The sequence below is a fragment of the Kribbella sp. NPDC051587 genome, assembly GCF_044453945.1.
Classification (GTDB): Bacteria; Actinomycetota; Actinomycetes; order Propionibacteriales; family Kribbellaceae; genus Kribbella.
In genome coordinates, this window is record NZ_JBITDE010000007.1 from 264,998 (window position 1) to 279,521 (window position 14,524).

Here is a 14,524-nt window from a genome sequence, read left to right on the forward strand (position 1 = left end):
ATCCGACCCATGAGGAGCTCCGCATGATCCAGCTACGCAGGCACGGCACGTTCGCCGCCGCCCTCGTGCTCGCCCTGGTGGCGGCCTTGCTGGCCCCGTTACCGGCCCGGGCCCATCCCGGGCACGGTGACGAGACCTTCAACGCCCTGATCTTCAGCAAGACCGCAGGCTTCCGGCACGACGCGATCCCGGCGGGAATCCAAGCGATCAAGGATCTTGCCGCCGGCAACAACTTCACGGTCACCGCGACCGAGGACGCCTCGATGTTCAACGACACCGAGCTGGCCAAGTACGAGGTCGTGATCTGGCTGTCCACGACCGGCGACGTACTGAACGCGGACCAGCAGGCGTCGTTCGAGCGCTACATCAAGGGCGGCGGCGGGTACGCCGGCATTCACGCGGCCTCGGACACCGAGTACGACTGGCCGTGGTACGGCAAGCTCGTCGGCAGCTACTTCGACAGCCACCCGGCCGGTACGCCGACCGCCACGGTGAAGACCGAGGATCACGCGCACCCGTCGACCGCCGAGGCGCCGACCAAGTGGCAGCGCACGGACGAGTGGTACAACTACCGCACCAATCCGCGCGGTACCGTGCACGTCCTCGAGTCGCTGGACGAATCGACGTACAGCGGTGGCAACATGGGCGTCGAGCACCCGATCACGTGGTGTCAGGACTACGACGGCGGCCGCGCCTGGTACACGGGCATGGGCCACACGATCGAGTCGTACGCCGACCCGACGTTCCAGAAGCTGCTGCTCGGTGGTATCAAGACCGCCGCCGGTGTGCAGCCTGCCGACTGTGGTGCGTCGCTGAGCGACAGCTACGAGAAGGTCACCCTCGACGACAACACGTCGAACCCGATGGAACTGACGATCGCGAAGGACGGCCGGGTCTTCTACATCGACCGCAACGGTGCGGTGAAGATCGTCAAGACCGACGGCACCGTCGTGACCGCGGGGACCCTGGACGTCTACACCGGTCAGGAGTTCGGGCTGCTCGGGATCGCGCTCGACCCGGCCTTCGACACCAACGGCTTCCTGTACCTGTACTACTCACCGGCCGCGGCCGATCCGCATGACCAGGTCTCCCGGTTCAAGGTGACTGGTGACACTCTTGACCTGGCCAGCGAGAAGAAGGTTCTGCAGGTCGACACCCAGCGCGACCAGTGCTGTCACGCGGGTGGTGCGCTGGAATTCGATGGCGACGGCAACCTCTTCGTTGCCACCGGCGACAACCGGAACCCGTTCGACTCCGACGGCTACGCACCGATCGACGAGCGGGCCGGCCGCGCGGCCTGGGACTCCCAAGGCAGCGCCGCGAACAGCAACGCGCTGAACGGCAAGATCCTGCGGATCCACCCCGAGGCGGACGGGACCTATACGATCCCCTCCGGCAACATGTTCGCTCCCGGTACGGCGAAGACCCGTCCGGAGATCTACGCGATGGGCTTCCGCAACCCGTTCCGGATCGGCATCGACCCGACCACCAACCACCTGTTCGTCGCCGACTACGGTCCCGACGCCGGCCAGGTCTCGCCGACGCGCGGCCCGGACGGCCGGGTCGAGTGGGACATCCTGGACAAGCCCGGCTTCTACGGCTGGCCGTACTGCGTCGGCGCGAACACGCCGTACAACGACTTCGACTTCGCCACCGGTACGTCGGGAGCGACGTTCAACTGCAACGCCCCGGTCAACAACTCGCCGAACAACACCGGCATCACCCAGTTGCCTGCGGCAATCCCCGCCTCGCTCTGGATGGGTAAGTCGACCACCGGTTCGCCGGAGATCGGTGGCAGTGGCGCACCGATGACCAGCGGTGCCTACAAGTTCGACGCAGCCAGTACGTCGGACCGCAAGTGGCCGGCGTACTTCGACGGCAAGGCCGTGTTCGCCGACTGGAACGACAGCCGGCTGTTCTCGGTCCAGCTGACCGACGACCGGACCGGCGTCAGCGACGTGTCCCGGATGCTGGAGAAGCTGAACTTCATCCGGCCGCACGCGTTGCAGTTCGGACCGGACGGCGCCCTCTACGTCATCGAGTGGGGGAGTGGGTTCGGTGGCAACAACGCCGACTCCGGGATCTACCGGATCGACTATGTGCAAGGGAACCGGGCGCCGATCGCCCAGTTCACGACCGACAAGACCTCTGGACCGACACCACTCGCGGTCGCCTTCGACTCGACCGGATCACGAGATCCGGACGGTCAGCCGGTCACGCTCGCCTGGGACTTCGACGGCGATGGGACAACCGACAGTACCGAGCCCAAACCGTCGTACACCTACACCACTGCCGGCGTCTTCACCGCCCGCTTGACGGTGACGGATCCGGACGGCCGGACCGCGGTGTCGAACAAGACGATCACGGTCGGGAACACCGCGCCGACGATCACGGTCGAGGCGCCGGTCGACGGCGGGTTCTTCGAGTTCGGGGACACCATCCACTACAAGGTGACGGTCACCGATCCCGAGGACGGGACGATCGACTGCAACGACGTCATCACCCAGCCCGCGCTCGGCCATGACGAGCACGCGCACGACTACGAGCAGTACCACGGTTGTGAAGGCTCGTTCCCGCTGCCCGGTGACCAGGGGCACGTCGGGGCGAACATCTTCGGCATCGTCAAGGTGACCTACACCGACAAGGGCGCGCCGGGGACCGGCCGGATCACCACCCAGAAGATCGTCCAGCTGCAGCCGAAGACGCGGGAGGCCGAGTTCTTCAACGAGACCGGCGGCCCGGGCACGACTCCCGGCGTACAGGTCGAGGACACCGGTGACACCGCTGGTGGTGGGAAGAACATCGGCTTCATCGAGGACGGCGACTGGTGGGGCTGGAAGCCCACCAACCTGACCAACATCGGCCAGATCCAGTTGCGGGCGGCATCGCCTGACCTGGGTGCGACCGTGCAGGTGCGTCAGGGATCGCCGACCGACGGGCCGGTGGTCGCCACCATCCAGGTGACGCCGACCGGTGGTTGGCAGACGTACGGCGACTTCACCGCGCCGGTGAGTGGAGCGTCGCTCGCGAGTGGTCCGTTGTACTTCGTGAAGACGACCGGGCAGCTCAACGTCAACTGGGTGAAGTTCATCGGCAAGGGCGTCACGGAGAACGAGCGCCCGGCGGTGACGATCCAGGCTTCGACGACGCAGGGTAAGGCGCCGCTGAAGGTGGACTTCACCGCGGCCGCGACGGATCCGGAAGGTGATCTGCCGCTGTCGTACACGTGGAGCTTCGGTGATGGTGGAACGGCGACCGGAGCATCGGCCAGCCACACCTACACCACGGCCGGGACGCATACCGCGGTCGCGACCGTGACGGACTCCCGCGGAGCAGCCGGTACGGCGAAGGTCGTGATCACGGTGGATACGCCGTCGCTGCCGACCTGTCTGACCGGACGGTCCGACGGGTTCGACGGGACGGCTCTGAACACCAGCCGGTGGTCGTCGGTTGTCCGTGGCAACCAAGAGCTGTCGGTTGCTGACGGCAAGCTGTCGCTCCCGCTGACCGCTACTGACATCTACGGGACGGGCAACACCGGCGTACCGAACCTCGTACTGCAGCCGTTGCCGGCGGGTGCCTGGCAGGCGACGACCAAGCTGACGCTGCCGGCGCGGTTGGCTTATCAGCAGGCTGGATTGCTGCTGTACGGCGACGACGACAACTACGCGAAGATGGTGATCCAGGGCCGATCGACGGGTGCACCGTCGGCGGCTGACCGGATCTTCCAGTTCATTCGCGAGGAGGCCGGCGTACCGAATGAGGTCGCCGGGTCGAACACGGCCAACCTGGGCGCGGACTACCCGGACACCGTGTGGGTGCGGTTCACCTCCGACGGGTCGAACCTGAAGGCGGCGTACTCCGCCGATGGCGCGACGTTCACCGAGATGCCGGAGACGAAGGCGTTGGCCGGGATCGCCAACCCGCGGATCGGTGTCTTCGGGCTGGCGAACCGGACCGAGGCGCTGCCGGTCACCGCGTCGTTCGACTACTTCCAGCTGACCCCGGACGACACCGCCGAGCAGCCGGCCCCGGACGACGAGTTCAGCGGTACGACGCTCGACGCGTGCCGCTGGTCATCGATCGTGCGCCCGGACCCAACGGCGTACCGGGTGAGCGGTGACGGACTGGAGATCGACACGAGCAAGGGCGACATCTACCAGGGGACGGCGACGAACCCGCGGAACCTGATGTTGCAGCCGGCACCGGATGGTGACTGGACGATCGAGACGAAGGTCGATGCGTCGTCCTTCGACGAGGCGTTCCAGCAGGCGGGTCTCCTTGTCTACAAGGACGATGCGAACTACGTGAAGCTCGACTACCTGACCACGAACCCGTCCGGGTCTCCGGTTGCTCGAGGGTTGGAGCTGCGCAGTGAGGTGGGCGATGTCCTGCAGGAGCCGCAGCCTGGTGCTGGGGCGACGCAGGGTGTCTGGTGGTTCCGGTTGGCCAAGAAGGGATCGAGCTTCACCGGGTCCTACAGCTCGGACGGGTTGACCTGGACGGCTCTCACCTCGGTGGCGAATACAGCTTTGGCGACCGGGGCGAAGTTCGGGGTCTACGCGTTCGGTGTGGACCAGGCGGCTTCGAAGACGGCTAAGTTCGACTACTTCAAGTTGGTGCGAGACACGACGGCGCCGACAGTGTCGCTCTCGCTGAACCCGTCGGCTCCGTCAGGCCTCGCCGGCTGGTGGACCGATGAGGTCACGGCAACCGCTCTCGGGACCGATGACCAGGGTGGTCAGACGTATCTGGAGCAGAAGGTTGGCGACGGCAACTGGTCCGAGTACACGGCGCCGGTGAAGTTCACCGCCGACGGCACCCACACCCTGCAGGTGCGGGCGTCGGACACGGCCGGCAATGTGTCGGAACCGCAGTCGGTAACGGTGAAGATCGACCGTACGGCGCCGACCGCGACGATCACTGGTCTTGCCGCTGGGGCCTCGCTCGGGGTCGCTTCGACGGCGACGGTCAGTGCCAAGGCGGCGGATGCCGGTTCGGGTCCGGGCACAGTGACGCTGGCGATCGACGGGAAGCCGGTACCGGCCGGCGGGAAGCTTGACGGTGCCGTGCTCGGGCTCGGCGCGCACAAGCTGACCGCGACCGCACTCGATGTCGCAGGCAACAAGTCGGTGACCACGGTGGCGTTCACGGTGGTCTCGTCGTACCCGGAGGCGCTGAAACTCGTGGAGCGCTTCCGCGTCTCCGGGAAGCTCTCGCCGGCACAGGCCACGGTGATGAAGGTGCAGCTCGGGCTGGCGCAGCGCGCGGTCGAGCGCAAGCAGCCCCTGGTCGCCCGGATCGCCATGGATCTGTACCTCGCGCAGGCCAAGTCGGTGAAGGACGTGCCGACCCGAACCCTCCTGACCGCCGTCGGCCAGGACCTGAGGAGCAAGATCCGCTGACCGTCCCGCAGTTCGTTGCGGGACCCCAAGACGTCGCCGTCGGAGAACGCTTCCGTGCCCGGGTGGTTCGGCCCCACCCGGGAACGGGGTAGAGCGCTCTCCGGCGGTCGGCGGGGGACCACCCGGTCCTCGTCCCCGGCGGCACCTCGCGCTCCGGTGTCGCCGGGGACACCACCCCTGTTGTTGTGAGTCTCAGCTTGAGGAGTTCGTGATGGCACGACCGATCACCCTGTTCACCGGCCAGTGGGCCGACCTGCCGTTCGAGGAAGTCGCCCGGCTGGCGTCGTCGTGGGGATACGAGGGGCTGGAGATCGCCTGCTGGGGTGATCACCTCGATGTCCGCCGCGCCGCCGAGGACGCGGCGTACGTCCGCGACCGGCTGGACATCCTGGAGAAGCACAACCTGAAGGTCTGGACGATCTCGAACCACCTGCTCGGCCAGGCGATCTGCGACGACCCGATCGACGAGCGGCACCAGGCGATCCTGCCTGCCCACATCTGGGGCGACGGTACTCCCGAAGGCGTCCGTCAGCGTGCGGCCGCGGAGATGGAGACCACGGCCCACGCCGCCCGGGCCCTCGGCGTCGACACCGTGGTCGGCTTCACCGGATCGTCGATCTGGAAGACCGTGGCGATGTTCCCGCCGGTCCCGACCTCGATGATCGAGGCCGGCTACCGCGACTTCGCGGACCGCTGGAACCCGATCCTCGACGTCTTCGACTCAGTAGGCGTGCGCTTCGCCCACGAGGTGCACCCGTCCGAGATCGCCTACGACTACTGGACGACCACTGCGACTCTGGAGGCGATCGGTCACCGCGAGGCCTTCGGCCTGAACTGGGATCCGTCCCACTTCGTCTGGCAGGACCTCGACCCGGTCGGCTTCCTGTGGGACTTCAAGGACCGCATCTACCACGTCGACTGCAAGGACGCGAAGCGCCAAGTAGGCAACGGCCGCAACGGCCGCATGGGCTCCCACCTCGCCTGGGGTGACCCCCGCCGCGGCTGGGACTTCGTCTCCACCGGCCACGGCGACGTCCCCTGGGAAGGGTGCTTCCGGATGCTCAACACGATCGGCTACACCGGCCCGATCTCCGTCGAGTGGGAAGACGCCGGCATGGACCGCCTCGTCGGCGCCGCCGAAGCCCTCCAGTTCGTGCGCACCCTGGCCTTCGACCCACCCACCGCCTCCTTCGACGCCGCCTTCTCCTCCTAACCGCCTCGGTCGCGACCGCTAACGTCCGAAGATCCGCACACCAGGGCCCGCGTGTCTTCGGACGTTAGGGGTTGGGATGCGTGGTGAAGAACGAGTGGAGGTCTGCGGCGACCAGGTCGGGGACCTCCAGTACGGCGAAGTGGCCGCCGCGGTCGAACTCGGTGTAGTGGGTGACGTCGAACTCGCGCTGGACGAGGCGACGGACCGTGCTGTCGCCGGGGAAGACGGCGAGGCCGGTGGGAACGGGGCAGAAAGCGCTCTCTGCGCCCCAGCTCGACGCGGCCTCGCGGTAGATCCGGCCGGACGAACCCGCTGTCCCGGTCAGCCAGGTCAGCGTGACCGCGTCCAGGATCTGATCGTTGCCGATGGCACCTTCCCGGTGACCGTAGTCGTCGTACCACTCGAGGTTCCAGGCCAGCTGGCCGACGGGGGAGTCGGCCAGCGCGTACGCGAGTGTTTGCGGGCGGGTGCTCTGGATCGCGGCGTATCCGGACCGCTCGCGCTCCCAGCGAGAGAGCCCGAGTAAGCGCTCTCTCTCGCTCTCACTCAGTTCCTCGTCGTCCTTCGGGAAGGCCAGATACCCGTCGAGATGCAGTCCGATCAGCCGCTCCGGAACCAGTCGCGCGATCGCCGGTCCGATCCGGGCACCCCAGTCGAACCCATGAACGCCGTACCGGTCGTAGCCGAGCTGTTCCATCAACGCGACGTAGGCCTGTGCGATCCGCTCGGCACCCCAGCCCGTCGCGGTGGTTGGTCCCGAGAAACCGAATCCGGGCATCGTCGGCACCACGAGGGTGAACTCCGGCAGCAGGTCCATCAGGCTGAGGAAGTCGGCACCCGATCCAGGCCAGCCGTGCAGGAGGAGCAGTGGTGTCTTCCCCTCGACCGGCCGGTGCAGGAAGTGGATTCGCTGCCCGTCGATCTCGGTCAGGTACTGCGGTACCTGGTTGAGCCTCCGCTCGAACCGACGCCAGTCGTACGTCGTCCGCCAGTACTCGACCACTGACTGCAATCGCTCCAACTCAACGCCATATGACCACTCGACGCCGGGCAACTGATCGGGCCAGCGGACCGCATCCAGTCGGCGCTGCAACTCTTCCACCTCGGCTGCCGGGATCTCGGCCCGGAACGCGCTCTCTCGCATGTTCTCGAGCCTAGGCACGGTACCGGCCAGGGGGTGACCGCTACGCTCGATGGCATGGCCGCCATCTGGCCGGACGCGCCCGCGCTCCGGCGTCCCCGGATCGTGCGGCAGCAATGGCTCGATCTGACCTTCCTGCACTGGGCAGTCGATCCCGCCGCGGTCGCGCACCTGTTCCCGCCCGGCACTCGCCCGGACGTCTTCGAAGGACGCACCTACATCGGTCTGGTCCCGTTCCGCATGGTCGGCACCGGCCTCCCGCACGGCCCGTCCGTCCCGTACTTCGGCACCTTCCTCGAAACGAACATCCGCCTGTACTCGATCGACACCACTGGCCGCCGCGGCGTCATCTTCCTCAGCCTCGACGCGAATCGGCTGGCAGTGGTTGCGGCCGCTCGGACCGTCTTCGCTCTCCCATACCGCTGGGCGCACATTACCCACACCACGACAGGCGGCACGCACTCGTACACCTCAACCCTTCGCTGGTACGGCGTGCGCGCGAGCAGCACGATCGTTGTCGAGACCGGACCGCGCGTCCCGACCGACCCGTTGGCCGACTTCCTCACGGCCCGGTGGGGCCTGCACACCCACCGAGCCGGCCGCACCTGGTACCTGCCGAACTACCATCCGACCTGGCAACTCCACTCCGCAGAAGTCACCAAGCTGCACATGCCGGGTCTGTTCCCTTCAGTCGGGCTCCCTGAGCCGGCGGAACCGCCCGACCACGTGCTGCACAGTCCCGGCGTACCGGCGGAGTTCGGTCTGCCCCTCAACCCAGCATTGCGGCCGTCTGCTGCTCGACGAACGGGATTCCCGCCTGACCGGCCCAGCGGTTGACCTCGGTCGCCAAGACCCGCGACCCTGCGGCGTCGCCTTCGGACTTGAGCAGTTCGCACAGCAAGGCCTGCTGAGCGAGCGCTCCCAGAAGATGCCCGATCTTTTGGCGTAGTTCCGTCGACCGCTCCCAGTGCGCTCGTGCCAGCCTCAGATCGCCGGCGGTGTGCGCGTGATCGCCAAGGTGCCGGAGCGCGAGAGAGATCAGGAGATCGTCGAGAGCGCTCTCTCCCCGTTTCAGCGCCTCGGTGTAGTGCGCGAACGCCGTCGCCGGCTCGCTCAGCAGGTTGTCGGCGATCACGCCGGCATAGAACGCCGCCATCCCAGCCCGACCATCATCCGATGCGGTATCGCGTAACACCACAGCCTGCGCGTGAAGCGAATCGCCGAACTCGCTCAGCCCGCCGAACAACGCCGGCGCGTAGTCCGACCGCAACTGCAGCAACGCCGCATCCCAACGAACCGTTGCATCTGGCAACAGTTCGAGCGCCTTCCCGAGCGTCGCGAGAGAGCGCTCCCCGTGCTGCGTCCGCCGAGCGAAATCCTCGTCCACTGAAACCCCGGCGAGCGCGAGGGCCACCGCTCGGACGTCCGTCGCTTCCACCGGCTCCGCCGCCTCCAGCAGCGTGCGCGCGACGCCCCACTGGCCAGCCAGCACCAGTTGCCCTGCCGCTGCCACCACCGCCGACACCTCGACCTGAACCATCCGATGTCTCCTCACCGCTCGTGAACTGGTCCGGCGAAGATACTTCGACATCGAAATGTTTGACAACAAAGCTTCAGTCGGTGAAAAATCCGACCTGTGAACGAAGACTTCGTGACCTGGCACGTTGACCAGTGGGAGCGCGAGATCCCGGGCTTCGACCGCCGCGTCGAGGGCATCGCGGTCCGGCTGCAGTCACTCGGTCAGTACCTCGACCGCAGTCGCGACGCCGTTCTCGCGAAGTACGACATGCAGTGGTGGGAGTTCAAGACCCTCCACCTCCTGCGCCGCAACGGAACGCCGTACCAGGCGACCCCAGGCGAGCTCGCCAAACATCTCTCGATGTCACCCGCCGCCCTCACCAACCGCCTCGACGCTCTCGAACGCCGCAAGTACGTCGAGCGCCATCACGACCGCCACGACCGCCGCAAGGTCCTGGCCCGCCTCACCCCAGCCGGCCTCGACATCTGGCAACGCGGCATCGGTGACATCCAAGACGTCGAGCAGTCCCTGGTGCGCGCTCTCCCCGGGGCAGACCAGGAGCAGCTCGAAACCCTGCTCAGCACCCTTCTGCGCGCGACCGATGGCATGAAAGAGTCCTCCCGTGACTGATGATCAGAGGGCCGGCCAGGTCGCGCGACTACTGTCGGCGTACGACGAGCAACTGCGCGGCGGCAGTGAGAGCGCCGATGTTCCGACGAGTACCGACGGACCGGTGATCCGGGTCGAGTATCCGCAGCGGGGCTTCGTGAGTTACCGCTCTCTCGAGGGTCTCGATGGTGCTGAGGTGGACGCGCTGATCGCTCGGCAGCGGGACTACTTCGCGGCCAAGGGGCAGCCGGTCGAGTGGAAGCTGCGCGGACATGACCTGCCGGCGGATCTCCCGGATCGGCTGCGCGCGGCCGGGTTCGAGCCGGAGGATCAGGAGACCGTGCTGATCGCGGAGAGCGCGGACATCGTCGACCGCCTGGCCGGACGGGATGCCGTCGACGGCGTCACGATCCGGCTCGTCACCGACCGCGCCGACTTCGAGCGGATCGCGGCGATGGAGTCGACGGTGTGGGGCGAGGACTGGTCCTGGCTGACCGACGACCTGGTACGGCGGCACGCCACCGGCCTGACCGATATCTACGTGGCTGAGGCTGACGGCGTGGTGGTCTCGGCGGCCTGGGCGGTTTACAAGGAGAACACCGAGTTCACCGGTCTGTGGGGCGGTTCGACGCTGGCCGAGTGGCGTGGCAAGGGAATCTACAAGGCGCTCGTCGCCGTCCGTGCTGCCCGAGCCGTTGCCCAGGGCTACAAATATCTCCACGTCGACGCGTCCGATGACAGTTCGCCGATCCTGCAGCGGCTCGGCTTCCTCGCCGTGACGACCACGACGCCCTACGTCCACACGCCGTAATGGTGGAGGATCTGCCCCGGCAGTACGCACGGACCCAGCGTTTCAGCGCCGGGTCCGTCACCGGGCTCGCGCTCGACAGCACCGGTCGTCATGCGACGTTCAATCGCGACGGTTCGCTCTGGGTCATGGATGCTGAGCACGGCCGCGAACAGCGCATCGGACCGGCCGGCGGCCACAGCACAGCGCTCGGTCGGCTCTGCCTACCGACCGCCGAGGGGATGTCTGTCACCAACCTCGAAACCGGCGAGCGGACCAACCTCCCGGTCGGTGCCGTGGACGCGGCCCGAATCGACCCCACCGCAACGGTGATCGCGTTCGCTCAATCCGGGGCGCTCGAAGTGATCGGCGTCGACGGCTCCAACCGCCGTACGCTCGCGAAGCCGGACGGCGACGCGGTGACCTGGGGTGTTCCCGAGTTCGCGGCGACGTTGTCGATGGAACGAGAGAGCGCTTTCTGGTGGTCTCCGAGCGGCGATCAGCTTCTGGTCGCCCGGGTCGACGAGAGCCGCGTCGAGTTGCGCTACCTCGCGGATCCGACCCAGCCGGATGCGCCGCCGCGGCAGATTCGCTACCCACGAGCCGGTACGGACAACGCGCAGGTGAGCCTCAGCCTGATTGCACTGGACGGCAGTCGCGTCGAGGTCCAGTGGGACGACGTCGAGTTCGAGTACTTGGTGCAGGCCGCGTGGACCACGGAAAGACCGCTCTTTGCGGTGCAGACTCGCGACCAGCGCCGCGTTCACCTGCTCGAGGCTGACCCGGTGACGGGGGAGACGACCGTCGTACGGGAGGTGACCGACGAGCAGTGGGTCGACGTAAGGCTTGGTACGCCGTCACGAACCATCGACGGACAACTGGTCTGGATCGAACGCGACCTCGAGTGTGACACCAACCGGCTCCTCGTCGGCGCGGACTTCGTTACGCCGCCGGGTCTTCAGGTGGCCGAGATCCGATCCAACAACTCGGCCGGGATCGCGTTCCTGGCGCAGACCGAGCCGACCGACACCCAGCTGTACCTCTATGACGGAGAGCTGCGCCAACTCACCGAGACGGCCGGCGTCAACGACGGGTTCGCTGCCGAGGGCACCTTGGCGCTGGACTGCCGGACACTGCACGGCCGCCGGATCACGGTCAACAACCACGTCATCCAGTCACGTCCGGAGCGGCCCGTCCTCGAGCTCGATGTGAAGTTCATGAGTGCCGGTCCCGACGAACTGCGCACCGCTGTCTTCCGCCCGTCCTGGCACCGCCCCGGCATGCCGAACCTGCCCGTCCTCCTCAACCCGTACGCCGGTCCCGGCTTCCAGCTCGTGATGGCTTATGGAGCGCCGTACTACGCCGTCTCCCGCTGGTTCGCCGAACAGGGTTTCGTCGTGATCAGCACCGACGGCCGCGGGACGCCCGGCCGTGGACCGGCGTACGAGCGTGCCATCCATGGCGACTTCGTGACCCCGGTGCTCGACGACCAGGTGGAGGCTCTGCAGGCTGTTGCCGACCGGTACGGCGATCTGGACCTGAGCCGGGTCGCGATGCGCGGCTGGAGTTTCAGCGGCTTCCTGTCCGCGGCCGCGGTGATCCATCGCCCGGAGATCTTCCACGCCGGAATCGCCGGCGCTCCGGTCACCGACCAGCGCCAGTACGACACCTACTGGAAAGAGCGCTTCCTCGGACATCCCGATGACCACCCGGACGCCTACGACCGGACCAGCCTGTTGCCCTACGCAACCAACCTGGCTCGGCCGCTGCTCATCATCCAGGGCCTGGCCGACACGAATGTCTGGAGTTCACATGCCCTCCGCCTCAGCAGCGCCCTCTTCGCAGCCGGCAAGCACCACGAACTGATCGCACTCCCCGGGGAGGGCCACCGCCTCATGGACGAGAACACCATCGCCAACCTGCTCTACCGCGAGCTGGACTTCCTGCGTCGATCCCTGGGAGTTGCCGAACGCTAGTCGCGGCGGAGGATGGTCTCCTCGATCTCGGCGCCGCGCGCGTTGGCGAAGCCGGTGTCGGTGCCGATGATGACGAAGCCGGCTTTCTCCAGGACTCGGAGGGAGCCGGCATTATCAGTGGCGGCGCGTGCGTGGATGGGCCCCGCGGGCAACCGTTCGATGAGCAGGGCGAGCGCCTGACCAGCAATGCCCTGGCCCCAGAACGGGCGGTCGATCCAGTAGGTGACCTCTCGCTCGCCCTCAGCCACCCAACTGCCGACGGTCCCGACCAACTCGCCATCACGAACGATTGCGAGAAAGGTGAGGTCGGAGCTCGAGCGCAGGCGCGCGACATGGGCGTCGAAGGCGGCTCGGTCGTTGGGGTCTCTGGCGGTGAAGGCGGCCATCCGGACAGACTCCGGGTCTCGCATCATCTCGAACAGGGCGTCGAGATCGTGGTCCTCGACGTCTCGCAGTTCCACTTCAGTCATGTTTCCTCCTGCTCCGCAACGTAGCAACGGCTTCGGACAGTTTCAGGCGCGGAGCCGGGCGACGATCAGGTCGGCGACGGCGCGCATGCCGGCCGCGTTCGGGTGGTACGGGACGAAGCCGCGGAGCAGCCGGAACGGTTGCAGGCTGAAGCCGGTCGTCCAGGGTTCGGGGGAGCCGATGGCATGATCGCGACTGGCCGCGGACGCGGCGATCAGGTCCGCGCCGGTGGCGGCCGCTGCTTTGGCGAACGCCGCAGCCAGCCCGTCGGCCATCATCGCGACGCTCGGCAGTTGTTCCTCGTTCAGCGGTACGTCGAGTCGCGGGCGGGTGCTGGGACCGACGAGGGTCAGGTAATCGACGAGCACCACGCGAGCGTTCGGAGAGCGCTCTCTGATGTTCTCGACGACCGTGATCAGTGAATCCGCGGCGGCTTGGTAATCGGCGTCGTCCTTCAGATAGCTGACGCGGGCCCGGATCCGGTTCGCTACCCGGCGGCCGAGGATGGTGGCCGGCTTGGCGAGCGTGTTCAGGGCGCTCCCGCGCATGAACGTTCCGACGTACTCGAGATCGTTGCCGCCGGCAGTGATCGTGACGAGTGCGGTATCGGGGCCGACGGCATCGAGCTGAGGCGGCGCGTCGTCCTGGCGGGTGTCGAGCAGATGGGCGGTGGTGGCGCCGGAGTACGTGACGTCGGTGAGTTCGAGACCGAGCTCCGCGGCGACGAGGTGCGCGTAATTGTTGCCCGATCGGCCCGCCTGCTTGTGCACGATCGGGCGGATACCAGGGCCCGCTGCGAATGAACTGCCGAGGGCGACGTACCGGCTGCCGGGTGGGATCACCGGCCAACCATAGCCGTGAGCTGGCACCATAAGTTCCGCAGTGTGGACGGCGATGTCACAAGGCAGACAGCTCGCCGGTCTCCAGCTGGGAAACCAACACCTCTCTGAAGGGAACTACTCATGCGCGGAGTCACGCGGAGAGCGCTCACCGCGTTCTCGCTCACCGGGCTCGCGGCGGCGTCACTCGCCGTCGTACCGGCCACCGCGGACGCGACGCCGCCCTCCGGCGTCACCGGCGAGATCCTGTGGCAGAAGACGGTGGGCGACACGGACATCGTCTACCGCAAGATCACCATTCAGCCGGGTGGGACGACCGGCTGGCACTTCCACGACGGCAACCTGCTCGCCCGGGTGGCCGAAGGCACTCTCGACCACTTCGGCAGCGACTGCAAGTCCGACGGTCACTACCCGAAGGGCTCCGTCTTCCACGAGCCCGACCACCAGGTCCACATCGGGCGCAACCTGACCGGCAAGCCGATCGTGCTTCTGGTCTACTACTTCAACCCGAAGGGCGCGCCGCTGTCCGAAGACGCGGCCAACCCGGGCTGTTCGTTCCAGTGATCC

11 protein-coding genes are annotated in these 14,524 nt (G+C 67.2%); 7 read left to right on the forward strand and 4 right to left on the reverse strand.

The features are described 5' to 3' along the window. Positions 1-23 precede the first annotated feature (23 nt). Both ACIA49_RS25465 and ACIA49_RS25470 read left to right on the forward strand, forming a co-directional pair. Entirely contained in the window at positions 24-5,405 is a 5,382-nt protein-coding gene (locus ACIA49_RS25465; RefSeq protein WP_396379823.1) for a ThuA domain-containing protein, read from the forward strand. A gap of 211 nt (positions 5,406-5,616) precedes the next feature. Continuing rightward, positions 5,617-6,618 carry a sugar phosphate isomerase/epimerase family protein gene (locus tag ACIA49_RS25470; protein WP_396379824.1) on the forward strand — a complete coding sequence of 334 codons (1,002 nt, stop codon included), beginning with the start codon at positions 5,617-5,619 and terminating at the stop codon, positions 6,616-6,618. Between the two features lie 64 nt (positions 6,619-6,682). Here the strand turns inward: ACIA49_RS25470 and ACIA49_RS25475 are convergent, their stop codons facing one another. Next, positions 6,683-7,762 (reverse strand): epoxide hydrolase family protein, encoded by a 1,080-nt coding sequence (locus ACIA49_RS25475; protein WP_396379825.1) that lies wholly within the window; start codon positions 7,760-7,762, stop codon positions 6,683-6,685. Between the two features lie 54 nt (positions 7,763-7,816). Here ACIA49_RS25475 and ACIA49_RS25480 point away from each other — a divergent pair, with 54 nt between their 5' ends. Beyond that, entirely contained in the window at positions 7,817-8,596 is a 780-nt protein-coding gene (locus ACIA49_RS25480; RefSeq protein ID WP_396379826.1) for a YqjF family protein, read from the forward strand. Here ACIA49_RS25480 and ACIA49_RS25485 read toward each other — a convergent pair. Further along, positions 8,529-9,299: a hypothetical protein gene (locus ACIA49_RS25485; RefSeq protein WP_396379827.1), complete on the reverse strand. Its 771-nt coding sequence runs from the start codon at positions 9,297-9,299 to the stop codon at positions 8,529-8,531. The two genes, ACIA49_RS25480 and ACIA49_RS25485, sit on opposite strands and share 68 nt — an antisense overlap. A 96-nt stretch (positions 9,300-9,395) precedes the next feature. Between ACIA49_RS25485 and ACIA49_RS25490 the strand changes: the two genes are divergently transcribed. Genes ACIA49_RS25490 through ACIA49_RS25500 form a run of 3 tightly spaced genes read left to right on the forward strand, consistent with a single transcriptional unit; the run spans position 9,396 to position 12,650 of the window. Continuing rightward, entirely contained in the window at positions 9,396-9,908 is a 513-nt protein-coding gene (locus tag ACIA49_RS25490) for a MarR family winged helix-turn-helix transcriptional regulator (protein WP_396379828.1), read from the forward strand. Continuing rightward, positions 9,901-10,698: a GNAT family N-acetyltransferase gene (locus ACIA49_RS25495; protein WP_396379829.1), complete on the forward strand. Its 798-nt coding sequence runs from the start codon at positions 9,901-9,903 to the stop codon at positions 10,696-10,698. Before ACIA49_RS25490 ends, ACIA49_RS25495 begins: the two co-directional genes overlap by 8 nt. Positions 10,699-10,700: 2 nt before the next feature. Further along, entirely contained in the window at positions 10,701-12,650 is a 1,950-nt protein-coding gene (locus ACIA49_RS25500; RefSeq protein ID WP_396379830.1) for a prolyl oligopeptidase family serine peptidase, read from the forward strand. On the opposite strand, the gene ACIA49_RS25505 is transcribed toward ACIA49_RS25500, so the two are convergent. Next, complete coding sequence (locus ACIA49_RS25505; protein WP_396379831.1) at positions 12,647-13,120, reverse strand: GNAT family N-acetyltransferase; 474 nt, start codon at positions 13,118-13,120, stop codon at positions 12,647-12,649. The genes ACIA49_RS25500 and ACIA49_RS25505 overlap by 4 nt on opposite strands. A gap of 42 nt (positions 13,121-13,162) precedes the next feature. Then, complete coding sequence (locus ACIA49_RS25510) at positions 13,163-13,960, reverse strand: SGNH/GDSL hydrolase family protein (protein WP_396379832.1); 798 nt, start codon at positions 13,958-13,960, stop codon at positions 13,163-13,165. Positions 13,961-14,080: 120 nt separating this feature from the next. On the opposite strand from ACIA49_RS25510, the gene ACIA49_RS25515 reads away from it, so the two are divergent. Beyond that, positions 14,081-14,521: a cupin domain-containing protein gene (locus tag ACIA49_RS25515; RefSeq protein ID WP_396379833.1), complete on the forward strand. Its 441-nt coding sequence runs from the start codon at positions 14,081-14,083 to the stop codon at positions 14,519-14,521. The last annotated feature ends 3 nt before the right edge of the window (positions 14,522-14,524 follow it).